This window comes from Mesorhizobium sp. M0136 (assembly GCF_040322515.1).
In the GTDB taxonomy this organism is placed as follows: domain Bacteria; phylum Pseudomonadota; class Alphaproteobacteria; order Rhizobiales; family Rhizobiaceae; genus Mesorhizobium.
Genome location: NZ_JAMYTP010000028.1, coordinates 39,902 through 57,472, shown reverse-complemented (window position 1 = coordinate 57,472; position 17,571 = coordinate 39,902). Strand labels below are relative to the sequence as shown.

Genomic DNA, 17,571 nt, shown 5'->3' with positions numbered 1-17,571 from the left:
GAGTTAAAACCATGTGGAGGAGAAGCATGAGAACCACCATTACCGGGCTCGCCATCGCGGCGAGCATTTTCGGCACGCTGGCGACAGTCGGCCCGGCCGCCGCCGACACCGCCAACATCTGGGTTCGCGCCGACGGCTCGAACTTCATGCCGCGCATCGTCGATGCCTTCAACAAGGGGCATCAGAACCAGATCAAGCTGGACATCATCCCCAATGCCGAAATCATCCCGAAATACGGCGCCGCCGCCGCCGGCGGCACCGCGCCGGATGCACTCTCGCTCGACCTGATCTACACGCCGTCCTTCGCCGCCGCCGGCCAGCTGGAGGACATCACCGACTGGGCGAAATCGCTGCCCTATTTCGCCAGCCTGTCGCCGGCGCATGTCAAGACCGGCACCTATAAGGGCCGCATCTACGGGCTGCCGTTCTCGGCCGATTCCTCGGTGCTGATCTGGAACAAGAAGCTGTTCAAGCAGGCCGGCCTCGACCCGGAAAAGGGCCCGACCAACTGGGCCGAGATCGAGAGCGACGCCGAAAAGGTCAACGCGCTCGGCGGCGACATCAAGGGCTTCTATTTCTCCGGCAATTGCGGCGGCTGCAACATCTTCACCTTCACGCCGCTGATCTGGGCCTCGGGCGGCGACATCCTGACGGAGGACGGCTCCAAGGCGACGCTGGACACGCCGCAGATGCGCGGCGCCATCGACCTCTACCGTTCGATGGTCAAGAAGGACCTGGTGCCTTCAGGCGCGCAGACCGACACCGGCTCCAACTTCTTTGCCGCCTTCGCCACCGGCAATATCGGCATCTCGCCGTCCGGCGCCTTCGCCATCGGCGCGTTGAACACGCAATATCCCGATATCGACTACGGCATCACCTTCCTACCGGGCAAGGACGGCGGATGGTCGTCGTTTGCCGGCGGCGACAATTTCGTCGTCACCAAAGGCACCACCAAGGTCGCGGTGGTGAAGGAGTTCCTCGATTTCGCCTATTCGCTCGAGGGCCAGACCATCCTGGCGAAATACGGCAGCCTGCCGGTGCGCGGCGACATCGCCAATGAGGCGCTAAAAGACCTCGACCCGCGCTACAAGGTTGCCGCCGAAGCCATGGCCAAGGGCCGCACGCCCTATTCGGTGGTGTTCAACGACCTGATCAACTCGGCCAACGGTCCGTGGAACCAGATGATGAACGAGGTCTTCTTCGGCGAAGACGTCGACGGCGCCATCGCCAATGCGCAGGAGACCATGCAGTCGATCATCGATTCGGCGCCGCAGAAGTAAAGCGCCGGCGCCCACCTCCCCCTCGAGGGGAGGTCGGACCGCAGGTCCGGGTGGGGTCGTTGCGGCAGTGCTCGACGCTCCTTTGATGTCGGCGCGCTTCGCGGAGGACCCCACCCCCGGCAGCCCCTTAACCTCCCCCTTGAGGGGAGGTCGGACCGCAGGTTCGGGTGGGGTCATCGCGGCCGTGCTCGACGCTCCTTTGATGTCGGCGCGCTTCGCGGAGGACCCCACCCCCGGCCTTCGGCCGGACCCTCCCCTCGAGGGGGAGGGGGACGTCCCGCCAATGGAACAACAGGCATGAGCACCATCACAGTACGCCGTTGCAATGCTGGCTCCCCCTTTTCCCCTTGTGGGGTCCGAAGGACGGGGCGAGACCAGTGGCTCGCCCCCGGGCGGTGTCGCCAAAGGCGACGGATGAGGGGTGCTCCAGCTTGGCACCCACGGCGATCCGTCCAACACCCCTCATCCGTCTCGGCGCTGCGCGCCGATCCACCTTCTCCCACAAGGGGAGAAGGGAAGGCGAGCGGCCAGCCATGACCACCATCACAGCAATCTCCGCCCCGACGCGCCCCCGCAAACTCGTTGGCGCCGGCCGCCGGCAGTGGATCGGCCTGCTCTATGTCGCGCCGGCCGTCGCGCTTGTCGTCGTCTTCTTCATCGTGCCGCTTTGCATGACGGCCTGGATGTCGCTGCACAACTGGCCGCTGATGGGCGCGCACAGCTTTGTCGGGCTCGACAATTACTGGGCGATCCTGCGCGACACCCGCTTCTGGAACGCGCTGAAGTTCACCGGCTACTACACGGTGGTGGTCACGATCGCGATCTTCGCCGTCGCCTTTCCGCTGGCGCTGTTCATCGAAAGGCCGCGACAGCTGACCGGCTTCTACCGCACGTCCTTCTTCATGCCGGCGGTCATCGGCTTCGCCTCGGCCAGCCTTTTGTGGTCATGGCTGCTCAATGTCGATTCCGGCCTGTTCAGCCCGGCCGCCTTCGAGCTTGGCCTGACCGAGAAGAAATTCAACCTTTTGGCGACCTTCCAGCCGGCCTTCTGGTCGATCATCGCCATGGTGGTGTGGAAGGTGGCGGGCTTTACCATGATCATCCTGATGACCGGCCTGCAATCGATCCCGCCGGATCTGCAGGAAGCGGCGATGATCGACGGGGCAGGGCCATTCGCGCGGTTCCGGGCGATTACCTTGCCCTTGATGCGCCGCACGCTGGCGCTGGCGCTGATCCTGTCGGTGGCCGGCTCGATCCTCGCCTTCGACCAGTTCTACATCATCCTGCGCGGCGGCCCGCGCAACCAGACGCTGACCGCCGTCTACTGGATCTTCAACCAGTCCTTCGTGTCGTTCAAGCTCGGCTATGGCGCGGCACTTTCGATGGTCCTGCTGGTCATCCTGGTGGCGCTCAGCCTTATCCAGCTGCGGCTGCTGCGCCAGCCCGAGGGGGTCGACTGATGGCGCAGGCAAGGAGCCGCAAACGCCGCATCGGCATGCAGATTGCCGAGCACTCGACCGGCATCATCGCCTCCATTCTGTTCCTGGCGCCGATCGCCTGGACGGTGCTTTCGGCCTTCAAGCCGGCGCAGGAAGCGCGCCAGCCGCCGCTGCCGCCCTGGCCGACCAGCGGCATCTCGCTCGAGAACTACGCCACACTCAACACCTTCGGCGATGGCCTCTGGCTGCCGGCGCAAAACAGCATCTACGTCTCGGTCATGACCGTGGTGCTGTCGGTGATCGTCAGCGTGCTCGCCGGCTACGGTTTCTCGCGCTTTCGTTTTCCGCTGAAGAACCTGCTCTTCGTCGTCATCCTGTCGACGATCATGATCCCGTTCCAGTCGATCCTGACGCCGATCTTCCTGGTGCTGACAAAAATCGGCCTGCACAACACGCTGACCGGGCTGGTCTGCGTCTACGTCACGCTGCAGCTGCCGTTCTCGATCTTCATGATGCGCAACGCCTTCGACGCGGTGCCGCGCGAGATCGAGGAGGCCGCGCGCATGGACGGCGCCAACAATGTCACCATGCTGTTGAGGGTGATGCTGCCGCTGGTCTGGCCGGGCATCGTCACCATCGCGCTGTTCGCCTTCCTCGGCGCCTGGAACGAGTTTCTGGCAGCCCTCGTGCTGATGACCGACCAGTCCAAATTCACGCTGCCGATCATGATGACCGCACTCCAGTCCGGCCGCTTCGGCGCCATCGACTGGGGCGCCGTGCAGGCCGGCGTCACCGTGATGATGGTGCCGTGCCTGGTGCTCTTCCTGCTGCTGCAGCGCTTCTACATCCGCGGCCTGATGGCAGGGGCCGTGAAGTGACCAATCGAACCGAACCGGAGTGAATTGATGACCGCATCGCAATCCGCCAGTCAGGGCGCCAAGCCGAAACTCGCCTTCCGCCCGCTGCCGGTGCCGCAGGTCGACGTGCGCGGCTTCTGGGGCGACCGCGTCGATGCCGTCGCCTCGAAGACCGCCGGCATCCTTTACGACCGCTGCGTCGAGGCGCGCATGCTCGAGCAGATCGACCCGGACCGGCCGTCGCCGGGCGTCGTCATTCCCTTCCACTCACCTTCACCGGACGAGGCCGCCACCGCCGGCAACGAGTTCACCGGATCGACGGTGACGACGCAGATGTTCTGGGATTCGGATTGGGGCAAGACCATCGAGACCGCCGCCTATTCGCTCTACCGCCGCCGCAACGACGAGCTGGAGAAGAAGATCGACGCCGTCATCGATATGTACGGCAAGCTGCAGCAGCCCGATGGCTATCTGTCGAGCTGGTACCAGCGCATCCAGCCCGGCCTGCGCTGGACCAATCTGCGCGACTGCCACGAGCTCTATTGCGCCGGCCATCTGATCGAAGGGGCCGTCGCCTACTACCAGGCCACGGGCAAGCGCAAGCTGCTCGACATCATGTGCCGCTATGTCGACCATATCGCCGAGACGTTCGGTCCCGAGCCCGGCAAGAAAAAGGGCTATTGCGGCCATGAGGAGATCGAGCTGGCGCTGGTCAAGCTGGCGCGGGCGACCGGCGAGCGCAAATATATGGAGCTTGCCAGATACTTCATCGACCAGCGGGGACTTGAGCCGCATTATTTCGACGAGGAGGCGCGGGCCCGCGGCGCCGACCCGAAGGCGTATCATTTCAAGACCTACGAATACAACCAGTCGCACAAACCGGTACGCGAGCAGGATAAAGTCGTCGGCCATGCGGTGCGGGCGATGTATCTCTATTCGGGCATGGCCGACATCGCCACCGAATATGGCGACGACACGCTACGGGTGGCGCTCGACCGGCTGTGGGACGATCTCATGACCAAGAACCTCTACGTCACCGGCGGCCTCGGGCCGTCCTCGCACAATGAGGGTTTCACCGCCGACTACGACCTGCCCAACGACACCGCCTATGCCGAAACCTGTGCTTCGGTCGGCCTGGTGTTCTGGGCGAGCCGCATGCTCGGCATGGGTCCCAATGCGCGCTATGCCGACATCATGGAGCGGGCGCTTTACAACGGCTCGATCTCGGGGCTGTCGCTCGACGGCTCGCTGTTCTTCTACGAAAATCCGCTCGAAAGCCGCGGCGCCCACCACCGCTGGAAATGGCATCGCTGCCCGTGCTGCCCGCCCAATGTCGGGCGCATGGTCGCCTCGATCGGCAGCTATTTCTATGGCCTGTCGGACGACGCACTCGCCGTCCATCTCTATGGAAACGGCACGGCTCGTTTCGATATCGCGAGCCGGCAAATAGAGCTGAGCCAGACCAGCAATTATCCCTGGGACGGTGCGGTCTCGATCTCCGTCGAACCGGAAGCGCCGACCGCGTTCACCTTGCACCTGCGCCTGCCGGGCTGGTGCCGCAAGGCAACGCTCAAGGTGAACGGCGCCGATGTCGATCTGGCTGCTGTCACCAGCGACGGTTATGCCGCGATCCGCCGCGAATGGCGCAAAGGCGACCGCGTCGAGCTCGACCTCGAAATGGCGGTCGACCGTCTATACGCCAACCCCCAGGTGCGGCAGGATATCGGCCGCGTCGCACTGGCGCGCGGCCCGCTGATCTATTGCGTCGAGGAGACCGACAATTCCAGCCAGCTGCACCGCATCGCCCTGCCTCGAACGGCCGACATCGAGGCGCATCAGCAGCCGAACCTTCTGGGCGGCGTCGTGACACTTTCGGCGATCGCCAAAAAGGAGGCTTTCGAAAACTGGGAAGAGGGGCTCTACCGCACCGAACCGCCTGCGGTGGAGGAAGCGAAGCTCACCGCCGTGCCGTATTTCGCCTGGGACAACCGCGACCCCGGCGAGATGCTGGTCTGGCTCAGGGACGAATGAAGCCCGGCGGCAGCGCCCGACCGATCTCCTCGGCCACAAGTTCCTGCAACTGCCAGAGATTGCGGTCGCGGATGCCACAGGCGTCGAGATGGCGAATGGTCTCGAACAGATATTCGGCGCCCGAACCCCAATGGCCGACGGCGTTGGCCAGGGTCGCCGCTATCGCTCGCTTGTCGAGTTTGCCGGCATAGCGCGGATTGGCGCGATCGACAACGAAACCAAGCGCTTGGCCCATGCCGTCGGCTGTCCTGACCTGCAGCCAGCGCGGCACGTTGACGGAGGGCAGGATGGTCATCTCGCGGCGCAGCAGCGCTTCGAGATTGGCCGCCACGGGCTCGGCGATCTCGAACACCATGCCCTGGCATTGGCCGCCGCGGTCGAGCGCCATCATCAGGCCGGGCTGCTCGACGGTGCCCCTGAAGCGCTGCACCGTAAAACAGAACGAACGGTGCCAGCCCGTCGCCACGGCCCGTTCGCCACCCCTGACCTCGCCGGCCGGCTTCCACAGCAGCGAGCCATAGGCGAACAGCTTCAACGGCCCGGCCGGCGCGCCGGCCAACACCTCGTCGCGAATGCGCGCGTAATCGGCATCGGTCATGTAGACCATGCCCGGTGTCGGCCCGGCATCCTCGACCGCACGCAAGGTGCGGGCGACCTGCGCCTCGGTCAGCGCCATCGGTGTCTTGCGCGGCGAACGCCGTGATGCGGCGGAAATGACCTTGCTCATCCTCATGCTCTCAGCCTTGCCGCCATGTTGCCGAAGGCTGAAAGATTCTCAAGGGCCGAGTACACCAGCGCGGTATCAGGATTCGAACTGTCGTGTACAACAGCTTGACTGCACAAATACCTACGCGACGGGTTAAACGCGTCGACTGAACCCATTTCAACGTGATGCAGCGAGATGCTGGTCTGGCTCAGGGACGCCGGATCGCTGGTATCACCAATTTGAGCCGCCAAATGCATGCCTTGAATTCGCCCGGGCGCGCGTCATCTAGCTTTGAGTGGCGCCAGTCACTTGAACGGGTGGAGGCAGATTGTGGCGCTCGAAGCTGTCGCGCGTCCCGGCGGTCGCTATATTGCGGTCGCCGTCGTGGCGGTGCCATTGCTGTTCGTCGTCGGTGGACTGGCCATTCGCTATGCGGCATTTGCCTCGATCTCGGCGGAACCAGGCTTCGCAGCCTATGCCCAGGCGCTCTGCCGGTGGGATTGCGCGTGGTATGTCGACATTTCCGAACACGGTTATGAGCGCTTTCCCATTCCAGGCCAGAGCAATGTCGGACGCTGGGGCTTCTTTCCGCTCTATCCGATGCTGGTGGCGGCAATCCGGTCTGTTTTCCCTTTGCCGACGATACTGCTCGCGTCGATCGCATCGATTGCGTGCAGCTACGCGGCCTGTCTGGTGGCGTGGCCGCTGCTCGAGAAGAACATGCGCGCTTATGTGCTGTATTGCGCCTTTCTGCTCAGCGGCCCGTTCTCCTTTCACTTCACGACTTTCCTGACCGAACCTCTTTTCGTGCTCCTGACGTCGTGCGTTTTTCTGGCACTCAAACGCTCCAGCTATCTGACCGCGGGGCTGTCATCGGCTCTGCTGTCGGCAACCAGGCTCGTCGGAGTGCTTGTTGTATTTGCGACCGTCATTCAGATGTTCAGGGATTACCGCGCAAAGGGCGGATCGGCGCTTTCGTTCCCACGTTGGGTGCTTGGCCGACCGGATCTGCTCGTTGCAATTCTCATCTCGCCTGCCGGCTTGTTCGCCTACATCCTGTTCCTCTATCTGACGGTCGGGGACGGCTTTGCCTTCCTGCACGTCCAGCGCGCGTTTGGACGGGTGGCGGGCAATCCGCTCGCCTTCATATGGGATGGACTCTCGGCCGTTCCGACGACTGGATGGCTGCCTACGGCGCCGCAATGGAGCGCGCTCGCCGCACTCATAGGACTGGCATTATCGGCGGTTCTGGCGGTTCGCAGGCAATATGGCGCCGCGCTGTTCTGCGCCTGCTGCATCATCCTGCCGCTGATCACGAACCTGGCCTCCATGGTCAGATACGTCATTGGGCTGGCGCCTCTGACAATGTTGCTGACCACGTTGTTGTCGGCGTCGAAGCTGACTTTTCTTTCGGCTCTGGGTCTCTTCCTTGGCGCCTGCTATTTCATGACGGTGGCATGGATCGGGGGCTATCTTGCCCTGGTCTAGCACTCCGGGCCCGCATCGGCGCGCGGCCTCGCTTGGCGGCTACACGCTGGCGGCGGTTCTGGCCGGGGCGGAAGTCATCATCCTTGCGCTTGCTGTCAATCCAAACGTCAATGCCGACTATCGCGCCTATTACATCGACTGGATGACAACCTGCCTCAATCGCGATGCGGTCGGCAGCTACACCCTTGGCCAGACGGTGTCGTTCCGGTCCGACGGAGCCAAAAAGGCAGCCGGCATGAGGGTCTGCGGCTGGTCGGGACCGGTAGCCGACGGCACCCATTCGCTGGGCGAGACCTCGCGGCTTCGCCTGAAGATACCGCCGCTCCGCGACGGCCTGACGGCTACGCTGCAAATGGCCGCCGTCATTCGCCCGCCACAGGTCACGCAAAGGGTCGTGATCTCGGTAAACCGCGTTCGGGCGCATGCGGTCACGCTGTCCGGCAAAGAGCCACGAACGGTCTCGTTCGTTATCCCACCGGCGGCTCTCGCCGAGGCTAAAACACTCGACATCGCTTTCGACTACCTCGACGGCATTCCGCCAAGTCCGGCCGCCAGCAACATCTACAAGCGCTCCATCAAATTGTTGTCGCTCCGGCTCGATCCCATTGAGGCGGATTAGGGCAGGCGATCACGCTGCTGGCCGCGTCTTCGCTGCGCGAAAACCCAGCGGTCGAGCATGAGAAGATTGACCGCCGGAACAAGCAAGCATGTAACCAGGATGGCGATGATCGGTGGAAGGCCGAATTTCGCGGTCAAAAGTGCCGGCGCCGCGTAGGCAACGGCGAAGCTTGTCGCCGTCAACAACAGAAAACGCGGAGCCTCCGATCGATGCGATCCGCTCGACGCGAAGGTCACGAACTTATGCGCGAGATAAGAAAACAGGGCGGCAGCGGTATAAGCCGCGAGCGAGGCACCGACCGGCGAGAGGCCGAACCGTTGCCATTTGACCAAAGCGGTGGCCATCACTGCATATAGGATCGTTGCAACAATGCCGACCGACCCGAAGCGCGCCAGCAGCCTCAGCCCAGCGTCGCCGGTCGAACGGCGCTCAGACATGCGCACTGCACGCATACTGCGCTCCAAGCGGCAGGGCGGAAAGCAGGCGCTCGACCTTTTTGGCCAAGGGCGTTGCCGAGGGTAGCAGCAGAAAATGCTCGGAGCGGATGTCGCTGAAGCCTGTTTCCTGAAAGAGGGACCTTGCTCTGGCGGCTTTGAGCAGGACTGCGTCCTGATCGAACGGACACCGGAACACCGCAAGGCGCGTCATCGGATTATAGGGATTGTGCTCGATGATGCAGGCGATGCCGCCTGGCCGCACGACGCGCCGGATTTCCAGGAAGAAATCGAGCCAGGAGGAGGGCGTAACGTGATGGACGACGCAACTGGCGAAAGCCAGATCGAACGTGCCGTCCTCATAAGGCAGCCCCTGCGTGCTGCAGGTCCTGTAGGCCACACGCGGATTGTGTTGGCTGGCGCGCAAAATCGAGTCTTGCGAGACGTCGCAACCATCGAGGCTGTCGAAAGCGCCGTCGAGATAGGGGTGGAGCGAACCGATGCCGCAGCCGACATCCAGCGCCCTTACAGCCGACCCACCCTGCCGAAGCTTTCGCTCGACCACCAAACGCCGCAGCAGGTCCGCCTTGGCGATAAGGAAGAAGTCGTGCCTGAGTCCGGAAAACCGGATGGACCCTTCGACCGCCTCGCCATAGTTGGAATTATAGCTGTCGAAGAGTTCGCCCATTGGCGGGGACTCCACTCCTGGGCTTGTGAAACGATTGGCGGCGCTTACCAGAGACGGCACGCATCGCCTCGTCGAAGCCGGTGAGCCGATCGATCACGTACAGCGGGCGGCGTTTCACCTCGGCGTGGATGCTGCCGACATAGAGCCCGACCACGCCGGTCATGAAAAGATTAATGCCGCACAGGAGCGACACGATCACCACCGTGGATGTCCACCCGGCAATGACGCCGGCTTCAAAAAACCAGGCAAACATGGCGTAGGCACCAAAGACCACCGCCAGCGCGGAAATGGCCAATCCGCCCCAGAGCGCCAGGCGCAACGGCTTCTCGGAGAAACTGACGATGCCGTGAACCGCAAGGTGCATCATCTTCCAGAACGGGTATTTGGTCTGGCCCAGGGTTCGCGCGTGGCGCTCAAATGGCACTGCCGTCTGCTTGAAGCCCATCCAGCCGAACATGCCCCTGACGAAGCGGTCATGTTCGGGCATATGCTTGAAGGTTTCCAGCGCCTTGCGGCCGACCAGGCGAAAGTCGCCGACGTCGCGCGGAATATCGACCGACGTCATTTTCTCCAGCAGGCGATAGAAAAGACTTGCCGTAAAGCGCTTGAACCGGGATTCGCCGTCGCGCTTGACTCGGCGCGCATAGACGATCTCGAAGCCTTCCTTCCACTTTGCCACCAGATCGAGAACGACCTCCGGCGGATCCTGCAGGTCGGCATCCATGACGATGACGGCATCGCCCGCAGCGGCATCCATACCGGCGGTAATGGCCATCTGGTGGCCGAAATTGCGGGAAAATTCGATCAGCCGAAAGCGCGGCTCGGCGGCAACCACCTTTCGCAGGTATTCGACGCTTCCGTCGCAGCTTCCGTCATCGACGAAGATGGCCTCCGTGTCGCCGTCCAGCCGGCCGATCAGCCAACTGATCCGCTCGATCAGCCGAGGCAGCACCTGTTCTTCATTGTATATGGGCAGGACCAGCGAGTAGCGAGGCGGTGACCTGTTCACCGTCATTCCAGGGTCGTGGACCACAGACTCTCGCATGCGGTTGAAAATGGAACGCAAGCTACAAAGTTCCAAAGGCACTTAAGAAACTGCTAATTTATCTAATTCTGGAGGGAATACCGGTTCTCGATGAGCACTGGAGGGTGTCGTCGTGAGGTCGGACGTCCACATCGAGGCGTAAACTATCGGTGGCTGCTGGCGCGATCGGCCTGGCGAGAAACAGTCGTTGAGGCATAACGCGTTGACCGCGAGGCCTACTCCCGGACTTGCCGATTGAAGCGGGCTGCGGGTCACCCTAAGGGTGCGGGCCGACCGCTTTTGACGCATGCCGGACATCGCTCATGGAACACGGTCGGCGAGCGCGGCCGAGTATCCCGCTTGCCGGCTAGCGAGCGCCCTGACCGGCCGCCTTATCGTACCGGCCGAGGCTTAGCTGGCCCCGCAACCGGTACGACACTTGCCGGCCTGGCCGGTCGCCGCCGTCAAGCAGCCGGTCGAATGTTGTGGTTCACCCGGAAGAGGTTGTTTGGGTCGTATTTCTTCTTCAGCGAGGCCAGGCGCTCATAATTGTAGCCATAAGCCGCCTTGAGCCTTCCTTCGCCCTCGTCATCCATCATGAAGTTCAGGTAGGCGCCACCCAGATCGAACGGATGCACGGCCTCCCAGTAGGCCTTGGTCCAGCGGGTCACCGGCCCGGCTTTCTGTGGGTCCGGATCGATCCCGGCGATGACCATCGACCAGGTCGCATCCCGGTAATTCCAGGGTGTCTCGTCTTTGCCGACGCGATGGACCGCGCCGTCGATCGGGTAGAGGTGCATGAGCGATAGCTCGCTCGGCGTCTTCGCCGCCTGCTCGAGATGGGCCTCGATCGCCTCGTCGGACAGCGTCTTGACGAAATCGCCCCGCCAGTACCACTGCATTCCCTTCGGGTAGAGCCCATCGAACATGCTCTGCACTGCGGGATAGGGCATCGTTCCCATCCAGTTGAACCAGGGCGCGGGCAGCGCATCGAGCAGCGGGGCCAGCGCCTCTCTGCCCTTTTCCTCCGGGCCGTTGTAGCAGCACATCAGCAGGCACATCCGCTTTCCCCAAAACTCTTCCGGGAACGGTGCGCTCGAGAGGACGGTCTTGAGCCCGAGAAAGATCCCGAGTTCCTCGGGCGCGTTCGGCAGGAACTCGCGGTAATGCTGCATGATGGTGCGGGCGTGGCGCTGATCCCATGCGATCGGCCCCGCAAAGACCATGCTGACCTGGTGGAGCTTGAACACAAAGCTGGTGACGATGCCGAAATTGCCGCCGCCGCCGCGAAGCGCCCAGAACAGGTTGGGGTTCCGCTCCCTGCTGGCGGTGACGAAGCTTCCATCGGCAAGCACGACATCGGCCTCGATCAGATTATCGATGGTCAGGCCATATTTGCGCGTCAGATAGCCATGGCCGCCGCTCAGCGTCAGTCCGGCGACCCCGGTGGTCGAAATGATGCCAGCCGGTACGGGCCAGGCCAAAGGCATGGGTGGCATGGTCGACGTCGCCCTGAGTGCAGCCCGCGCCTACCCGCGCCGTGCGGGCATCCGGATCGACGCGCACACCGTTCATCGCCGACAGGTCGATCACCAGACCGTCGTCGCAACTCCCCAATCCTGGTCCGTTATGGCCGCCCCCACGTACCGCAACCAGCAAATTGTTGTCGCGGCCGAAATTCACCGCTGTGATCACGTCGGCGACGTCGACACAGCGGGCGATGATCAGCGGCCGCTTGTCGATCATGCCATTGTAGAGCTTGCGGGCCTCGTCATAGCCGGCGTCGCCGGCGCGGATGACTTCGCCTCGCAGGCTTGCTGCGAATTTGGTGATGTCTTCATCGTTCATGACATTCCTCCCTGTTATTGGACCTGTCGGCCGGCCGACGAAACGCTAATCCCGTCCGCTGTTCCCGCAAATGTCACATCGTCCATTTCTGTTGCCCGATCGTTCAGAGTAGGATTAGACCGGATGGATAGTTGCCCGGGCGGCCATATTGCCGGATAGTTCGAGATGCCTGGCGGAAAAACTCGTTGTCAAAGGGAGTAGCCGATCGTTTCCGGAGGTGTAGTGCATGGATGTCCTTTCCGATGTGCTCCGAGCCGTTCGCCTCACCGGTGCGATCTATTTCGACGTCGACGCCAGCTCTCCCTGGGTCGGCGAGTCGCCGGGCACGGCCGACATTGCCGCCGCCGTCATGCCGGAGGCAGAGCACATCATTTCTTTTCATGCCGTGATGTCGGGCTCGTGCTGGGCCGCGCTGGGAGACGATTCGGTGCCGCCGGTGCTCGTGAACGCCGGTGATGTCGTTGTCTTCCCCGGTGGTGTTCCGAACGTGTTGAGCTCCTCGCCGGGGGCGCGGGGCGAACCCAATATGGCGATGTATTATCGGCCGATAGACGAGAGCCTGCCGTTCGCGGTGATCCATGGTGGCGGCGGAGACGAGCGGACCCGGTTCATTTGCGGGTATCTTGGCTGCGATGCGCGTCCCTTCAATCCTCTCCTCGCCGCGTTGCCGGCCATCCTGTGCGCCCGCAAGCCCGCCGATGGAAGCAGCTGGGTTATCGACCTTTTTCGGCTGGCGCTGGCCGAAGGTGGCAGTGGGCGGGCGGGCTGTGAAACGATACTCGCCAAGCTGAGTGAGCTGATGTTTGTCGAGATCATCCGCCGTCATCTCGAGACCCTCCCCGACGATTCGCGCGGCTGGCTGTCAGGCCTACGGGATCCACATGTCGGCGAGGCGCTCCGGCTCATCCACGCTCGCCCCAGGGAGGAATGGACATTGGACCGGCTCGCCCGCGAAGTAGGGCTCTCGCGCACGGCATTTGCGAGCCGCTTTACCCACTATGTCGAGGTCTCCCCCATGCACTATCTTGCTCGCTGGCGTCTGCAACTGGCAGGACGCTTGCTCGAACGGCCCGAAATGAGCATCGCGCAAGCGGGTGCCGAGGTCGGCTACGAGTCGGAAGCCGCCTTCAATCGCGCCTTCAAAAAGTTCGTCGGCATTCCACCTGGCACCTGGCGAAAGGGACGCTCGGCGTTGCTCGAGGCTCAGAAATTGCCCGCTGGCGTCGTGCAATAGGAAAGAACTGGCAGGGCGTTGACGCTTCGGTCTGCGTGCAGCGTCCCAATGCTCGAAAGCCCCTGGCACAAAGCGGTAGACGATGACCGGCCGCCGCGACGCTTTCGGCGAGGCGTGTCAGACTTCGCGCCTCAATCCTTCGCGCGCTCGACATAGGCGCCATCGGCCGTCATCACTACCACGCGGGTGCCGGCGCTGATGTGTGGCGGCACCAGGGTACGCACGCCGTTGGACAGCGTTGCCGGCTTGTAGGACGAGGACGCCGTCTGGCCCTTGGTCACCGGCTCGGTCTCGACCACCTCGAAAGTGGCGCGCTGCGGCAGTACCAGCGAGATGGCGATGTTGTTGTATTGCGAGATCTGCGCCGGCATGCCTTCCACCAGATAAGGCGCCATGTCGCCGACCACGCTTTCCGGCACCGCGACCTGGTCGTAAGTCTCCGGATTCATGAAGTGAAAGCCTTCGCCGTCACGGTAGAGGAACGTGTGCTCGCGCTCCTCGACATAGGCGCGCTCGACCTGCTCGGTGGTGCGGTAACGCTCGGAAACCTTTACCCCGTCGGAGATACGCCGCATGTCGAGCTGGGTGACCGGCGTACCCTTGCCAGGATGAATGTTTTCGGCAAAGAGGATCACATAAAGCTTGCCGTCCTTTTCGACGACGTTGCCTTTGCGTAAGGAGCTGGCGATGACCTTCACGGGTTTCCATCCTGATAAAATTTGTTGGCGCAAATCGGCTGGAGAGGCCGTTGCGTGCGGCCTAGCGCATCTTGGCCGCAATCGCCAGCCCTCTGTGCAATTCCCCTGAAGCCGATGACCGCCGCCTCGCCGTGGTGGACGCCGCATGTCCACGCCGACCGCCGGCCGCGGCTGATCCTGCGCAATGCCATTGCCGCCGGGATGCGCGACTGGTTCGCCCGCCGCGACTTCGTCGAGGTGGAGACATCGGCCCTGCAGGTCTCGCCCGGCAATGAAGCGCACCTGTCGGCCTTTGCCACCGAGGCGATCGGGCCGGACGGGCAGCGCCAGCCGCTCTACCTCCACACGTCGCCGGAATTCGCCTGCAAGAAGCTGCTTGCCGCCGGCGAGGAGCGCATCTTCAGCCTCGGGGCTGTCTGGCGCAACCGCGAGCGCGGCCCCTTGCACCATCCTGAGTTCACCATGCTCGAATGGTACCGCGTCGGCGAGACCTATGAGAGCCTGATGCGCGATTGCGCCGAGCTCGTAGCGCTGGCGGCCGAACGGGCCGGAGCGAAGCGTTTTAGCTTCCGGGGCCGTGAAGCCGATCCGTTCGCCGAGCCGGAACGGTTGAGCGTCGCCGAAGCTTTCATGCGCCATGCCGGCATCGATCTGCTGGCGACGGTTGCAGCCGATGGCAGCACCGACCGCGCGGGGTTGCATGCCGCCCTGGTCCTGGCCGGATTGCGGACCGCGCCCGACGACAATTGGGCCGACCTGTTCAGCCGGGTGATGGTCGAAAAAATCGAGCCGGCGCTGGGGCAGGGGCGCAACACCATTCTTTTCGGATATCCGATCTCGGAGGCGGCATTGGCCCGGCCGAGCGCCGACGATCCGCGCACCGCCGAGCGCTTCGAGCTCTATTGCTGCGGCGTCGAACTCACCAACGCCTTTGGCGAATTGACCGATCCGGCCGAGCAGCGCCTGCGCTTTGCCGCCGAAATGGATGAGAAGCAGCGCGTCTATGGTGAACGCTACCCGATCGACGAGGACTTCCTCGCCGCGCTCGCCATCATGCCGCAGGCGAGCGGCGCCGCGCTCGGCTTCGACCGGCTGGTAATGCTCGCCACCGGCGCGCTCAGGATCGACGACGTGATCTGGACGCCGGTGACTGGTCCCTGACGATAGGTTGGGCTGACCGACGCGTCAGATTTGGACCAATTACATGTCAGGCCAGGCCGCCGCTGGCTCCGTCGGCCAGAAGATTAGCGACGACGAACATCGACAGACCCATCATCAGCGTGCCGGCGGCGGTGATTGCCGGGAGAGCTTTTCGCGCGGCCGTTGGCACTGGCCGGGAACTGCACCACGACGACTGGTTATGGGCGAAGCGCTGCAACCGTTCCGTGTGTTGCCGCGATCATGGTGGGCCGGCATAGTGCTGGCGGAGTTCGCGGCGCAGCGGAGCTAGCGGCCAGCGTACTCAGAATGGGCCTGGGCACAATGCCAGACAAGAACGCGCTGGACGCAAAGCATGGCGGCGAATGGACAATGTCCTGGCGCTTGGTCATACTTGCGGCCGCAGCGATTAACGTTGTGATGCTCTTGGCAGCGCTGTTCGTCGCGCAAATTCTTGGTCTGGACGCTACGATCTTCTATCGAGATCCATCTGCAGCCGCCGACGTCGGCTTCTATACGGGGTGGATTTCGTCTCTAGGTGCCTCATTATGGATCGGCACCGGCGCTGCGACCCTGTTTGCTGGTCGGCTCACGCGCCGATGGGATTGCACTTTTCTCGGGGGCCTTACCCTGGTCTTGGGCCTCGACGACCTGTTGTTGATCCATGAGGACGTGCTGCCCGTTGTTGCGATACCAGAGATTGTTCCCATGATTGTCTATGCCGTCGCCGGGTTGTTCTGGTTCTTTCGGCTGCGACGGAAGACATTCGAGGGCACGATCGTATTTGTGGCCGCAGGCTTCCTACTCGCGATGTCGGCAGCGATCGACCAGCTGGGCGAGCTGTTTCCAACCCCGGATTCGGCGGTCGACATCGCCGAAGACGCCGTCAAAGAGCTTGGCATCTTTCTTTGGGCGGCAGGTGCCGTCGGGTACGCGGCGATGGTGACACGATTGGGCCGCCCGTGGGTGGATCCAGCCGATCCCAACTCTACAGGCTGACTGCCGCACATGCTATGAGCCAACGGCGGTGATCACCACCGGCACGATCAGCGGCGACAGCAGCAGCGGCATGACGATGCGGCGGCCGGGAAACTTTTCGTCGGAAAGCGCAATCGCTGCAAACGTGCCGAGTGTCGTCGCGATCAGCGTCGTCCCGAACGCAACGATCAGGCTGTTCCCGATCGCCGATTGCCAGCGTTGGGTGCCGAGCACGACCGCGTACCAGCGCGTCGAAATCCCCTCCAGCGGAAAGATGAAGAGGGCGCCGCTGTTGAACGACAAGGGAACCGGAACGAGGATCAGGAGGAGAAACAGGATCACCATGCGAGGCCCTTGGGCACGGAGGCGATGAGGCAGGCGAGGGGGAAGACCAGTATCAGCGTGGCCAGCGTCTCCGCCGCGGCGACGAAGAATGTGGGCATGAACACCTGCAGGAAGATCGCCTGCTCCGGCGGCACTCTTTCAATGCCTCCAATTCGTGCGCCAATCGCTTCCGGCGGCCACCCGCGCCAATGCGCTGGCGCTCGCCGGTCTGCTGGCCGAGGCCCTGACGGCCTGGGAGGAGGTGGTGGCGGACGCTGACCTGGCAGACTTGCCGCGCTCCAACGGCTGTCTCTACTTGTATCGTCGCGAGAGCGATTTCGCCAAGGCCGCTGGGGCAGGGCGCTGCGCGCCGGGTTTGGCGTCCATCAAGAGGTTCTGATGCCGGAAGCGGTGGCCGCGCTGGAGCCCGGCCTGCCCGCGACCGGGGCCAGCGGTCTGTACTTCCCGGACTCGATGAATGTCACCGATTCCCGGCCCGTCATCGGTCCGTCGCGCGGCAGCTCCAGGGTGATCCATGCCTTCGGTCATGGTCATCTCGGCCTGACACTCGCGCCGATCACCCGCGCCTGGTCGCCGAGCTGATCATCGGTCCCGGCGATCCAGCGCGTCTCGCGGCGTTTTCGGCTGATCGCTTCCGCGCCTGATCGATCGAACATTTCGCCGTCGGGTTGCGATCAGGAGTCGCGCCGACCTGGGCTGGATGCCCCCTGATTGTCCGCTTCTCCCATTGCAGAAGCCGCGCCG

20 protein-coding genes and 1 pseudogene are annotated in these 17,571 nt (G+C 63.2%); 11 read left to right on the top strand and 10 right to left on the bottom strand.

Annotated features, from left to right (window positions below):
* The first annotated feature begins 26 nt into the window (after positions 1-26).
* The 4 genes from NKJ35_RS26640 to NKJ35_RS26625 all read left to right on the top strand — a co-directional run bounded on the left by NKJ35_RS26640 (position 27) and on the right by NKJ35_RS26625 (position 5,607).
* Positions 27-1,280: an ABC transporter substrate-binding protein gene (locus NKJ35_RS26640; protein ID WP_352650371.1), complete on the top strand. Its 1,254-nt coding sequence runs from the start codon at positions 27-29 to the stop codon at positions 1,278-1,280.
* A gap of 533 nt (positions 1,281-1,813) precedes the next feature.
* Positions 1,814-2,740, top strand: a complete 927-nt coding sequence (locus NKJ35_RS26635) for a carbohydrate ABC transporter permease (RefSeq protein WP_254817448.1) — start codon at positions 1,814-1,816, stop codon at positions 2,738-2,740.
* On the top strand, positions 2,740-3,597 hold the full coding sequence (locus NKJ35_RS26630; protein WP_254817449.1) for a carbohydrate ABC transporter permease: 858 nt from the start codon (positions 2,740-2,742) through the stop codon (positions 3,595-3,597). Before NKJ35_RS26635 ends, NKJ35_RS26630 begins: the two co-directional genes overlap by 1 nt.
* Before the next feature lie 27 nt (positions 3,598-3,624).
* Complete coding sequence (locus tag NKJ35_RS26625) at positions 3,625-5,607, top strand: glycoside hydrolase family 127 protein (protein ID WP_352650370.1); 1,983 nt, start codon at positions 3,625-3,627, stop codon at positions 5,605-5,607.
* Here the strand turns inward: NKJ35_RS26625 and NKJ35_RS26620 are convergent.
* Complete coding sequence (locus tag NKJ35_RS26620; RefSeq protein WP_352650369.1) at positions 5,594-6,334, bottom strand: gamma-glutamylcyclotransferase; 741 nt, start codon at positions 6,332-6,334, stop codon at positions 5,594-5,596. The two genes, NKJ35_RS26625 and NKJ35_RS26620, sit on opposite strands and share 14 nt — an antisense overlap.
* Positions 6,335-6,643: 309 nt before the next feature.
* Here NKJ35_RS26620 and NKJ35_RS26615 point away from each other — a divergent pair, with 309 nt between their 5' ends.
* Both NKJ35_RS26615 and NKJ35_RS26610 read left to right on the top strand, forming a co-directional pair.
* Positions 6,644-7,801, top strand: coding sequence for a putative hexosyltransferase (locus NKJ35_RS26615; RefSeq protein WP_352509451.1), 1,158 nt, complete (start codon positions 6,644-6,646; stop codon positions 7,799-7,801).
* Positions 7,788-8,420, top strand: coding sequence for a hypothetical protein (locus NKJ35_RS26610; protein WP_352509452.1), 633 nt, complete (start codon positions 7,788-7,790; stop codon positions 8,418-8,420). Before NKJ35_RS26615 ends, NKJ35_RS26610 begins: the two co-directional genes overlap by 14 nt.
* Here the strand turns inward: NKJ35_RS26610 and NKJ35_RS26605 are convergent.
* The 5 genes and pseudogenes from NKJ35_RS26605 to NKJ35_RS26585 all read right to left on the bottom strand — a co-directional run.
* Positions 8,417-8,857 carry a GtrA family protein gene (locus NKJ35_RS26605; RefSeq protein WP_352650367.1) on the bottom strand — a complete coding sequence of 147 codons (441 nt, stop codon included), beginning with the start codon at positions 8,855-8,857 and terminating at the stop codon, positions 8,417-8,419. The genes NKJ35_RS26610 and NKJ35_RS26605 overlap by 4 nt on opposite strands.
* On the bottom strand, positions 8,850-9,542 hold the full coding sequence (locus tag NKJ35_RS26600; protein WP_352650365.1) for a class I SAM-dependent methyltransferase: 693 nt from the start codon (positions 9,540-9,542) through the stop codon (positions 8,850-8,852). The genes NKJ35_RS26605 and NKJ35_RS26600 overlap by 8 nt, the downstream gene beginning before the upstream one ends.
* On the bottom strand, positions 9,517-10,557 hold the full coding sequence (locus NKJ35_RS26595) for a glycosyltransferase family 2 protein (protein WP_352650388.1): 1,041 nt from the start codon (positions 10,555-10,557) through the stop codon (positions 9,517-9,519). Before NKJ35_RS26595 ends, NKJ35_RS26600 begins: the two co-directional genes overlap by 26 nt.
* Positions 10,558-11,030: 473 nt before the next feature.
* Entirely contained in the window at positions 11,031-11,162 is a 132-nt protein-coding gene (locus tag NKJ35_RS26590; RefSeq protein ID WP_352650386.1) for a BBE domain-containing protein, read from the bottom strand.
* 789 nt (positions 11,163-11,951) lie between these two features.
* Positions 11,952-12,312: pseudogene (locus tag NKJ35_RS26585) on the bottom strand (FAD-binding oxidoreductase); the annotation flags it as partial.
* 328 nt (positions 12,313-12,640) lie between these two features.
* Here NKJ35_RS26585 and NKJ35_RS26580 point away from each other — a divergent pair.
* Positions 12,641-13,648 (top strand): AraC family transcriptional regulator, encoded by a 1,008-nt coding sequence (locus NKJ35_RS26580; RefSeq protein ID WP_352452294.1) that lies wholly within the window; start codon positions 12,641-12,643, stop codon positions 13,646-13,648.
* Between the two features lie 131 nt (positions 13,649-13,779).
* On the opposite strand, the gene efp is transcribed toward NKJ35_RS26580, so the two are convergent.
* A complete protein-coding gene (efp, locus tag NKJ35_RS26575) occupies positions 13,780-14,346 on the bottom strand; it encodes an elongation factor P (RefSeq protein WP_352650363.1) in 567 nt (188 codons plus the stop codon).
* Between the two features lie 114 nt (positions 14,347-14,460).
* Here efp and epmA point away from each other — a divergent pair, with 114 nt between their 5' ends.
* Complete coding sequence (epmA, locus tag NKJ35_RS26570) at positions 14,461-15,507, top strand: EF-P lysine aminoacylase EpmA (RefSeq protein WP_352650361.1); 1,047 nt, start codon at positions 14,461-14,463, stop codon at positions 15,505-15,507.
* A gap of 46 nt (positions 15,508-15,553) precedes the next feature.
* On the opposite strand, the gene NKJ35_RS26565 is transcribed toward epmA, so the two are convergent.
* Positions 15,554-15,724: a hypothetical protein gene (locus tag NKJ35_RS26565; protein ID WP_352650359.1), complete on the bottom strand. Its 171-nt coding sequence runs from the start codon at positions 15,722-15,724 to the stop codon at positions 15,554-15,556.
* A 104-nt stretch (positions 15,725-15,828) separates the two neighbouring features.
* Between NKJ35_RS26565 and NKJ35_RS26560 the strand changes: the two genes are divergently transcribed.
* Entirely contained in the window at positions 15,829-16,503 is a 675-nt protein-coding gene (locus NKJ35_RS26560) for a DUF8692 domain-containing protein (protein ID WP_352650358.1), read from the top strand.
* A 12-nt stretch (positions 16,504-16,515) separates the two neighbouring features.
* Here the strand turns inward: NKJ35_RS26560 and NKJ35_RS26555 are convergent, their stop codons facing one another.
* Together NKJ35_RS26555 and NKJ35_RS26550 are read right to left on the bottom strand one after the other, a co-directional pair.
* Entirely contained in the window at positions 16,516-16,827 is a 312-nt protein-coding gene (locus NKJ35_RS26555; RefSeq protein WP_352650356.1) for an ABC transporter permease, read from the bottom strand.
* Positions 16,821-16,961 carry a hypothetical protein gene (locus tag NKJ35_RS26550; RefSeq protein ID WP_352650354.1) on the bottom strand — a complete coding sequence of 47 codons (141 nt, stop codon included), beginning with the start codon at positions 16,959-16,961 and terminating at the stop codon, positions 16,821-16,823. The genes NKJ35_RS26555 and NKJ35_RS26550 overlap by 7 nt, the downstream gene beginning before the upstream one ends.
* Positions 16,962-16,981: 20 nt before the next feature.
* Here NKJ35_RS26550 and NKJ35_RS26545 point away from each other — a divergent pair, with 20 nt between their 5' ends.
* Entirely contained in the window at positions 16,982-17,206 is a 225-nt protein-coding gene (locus NKJ35_RS26545; RefSeq protein ID WP_352650352.1) for a hypothetical protein, read from the top strand.
* On the top strand, positions 17,206-17,409 hold the full coding sequence (locus NKJ35_RS26540) for a hypothetical protein (RefSeq protein ID WP_352650350.1): 204 nt from the start codon (positions 17,206-17,208) through the stop codon (positions 17,407-17,409). Before NKJ35_RS26545 ends, NKJ35_RS26540 begins: the two co-directional genes overlap by 1 nt.
* The last annotated feature ends 162 nt before the right edge of the window (positions 17,410-17,571 follow it).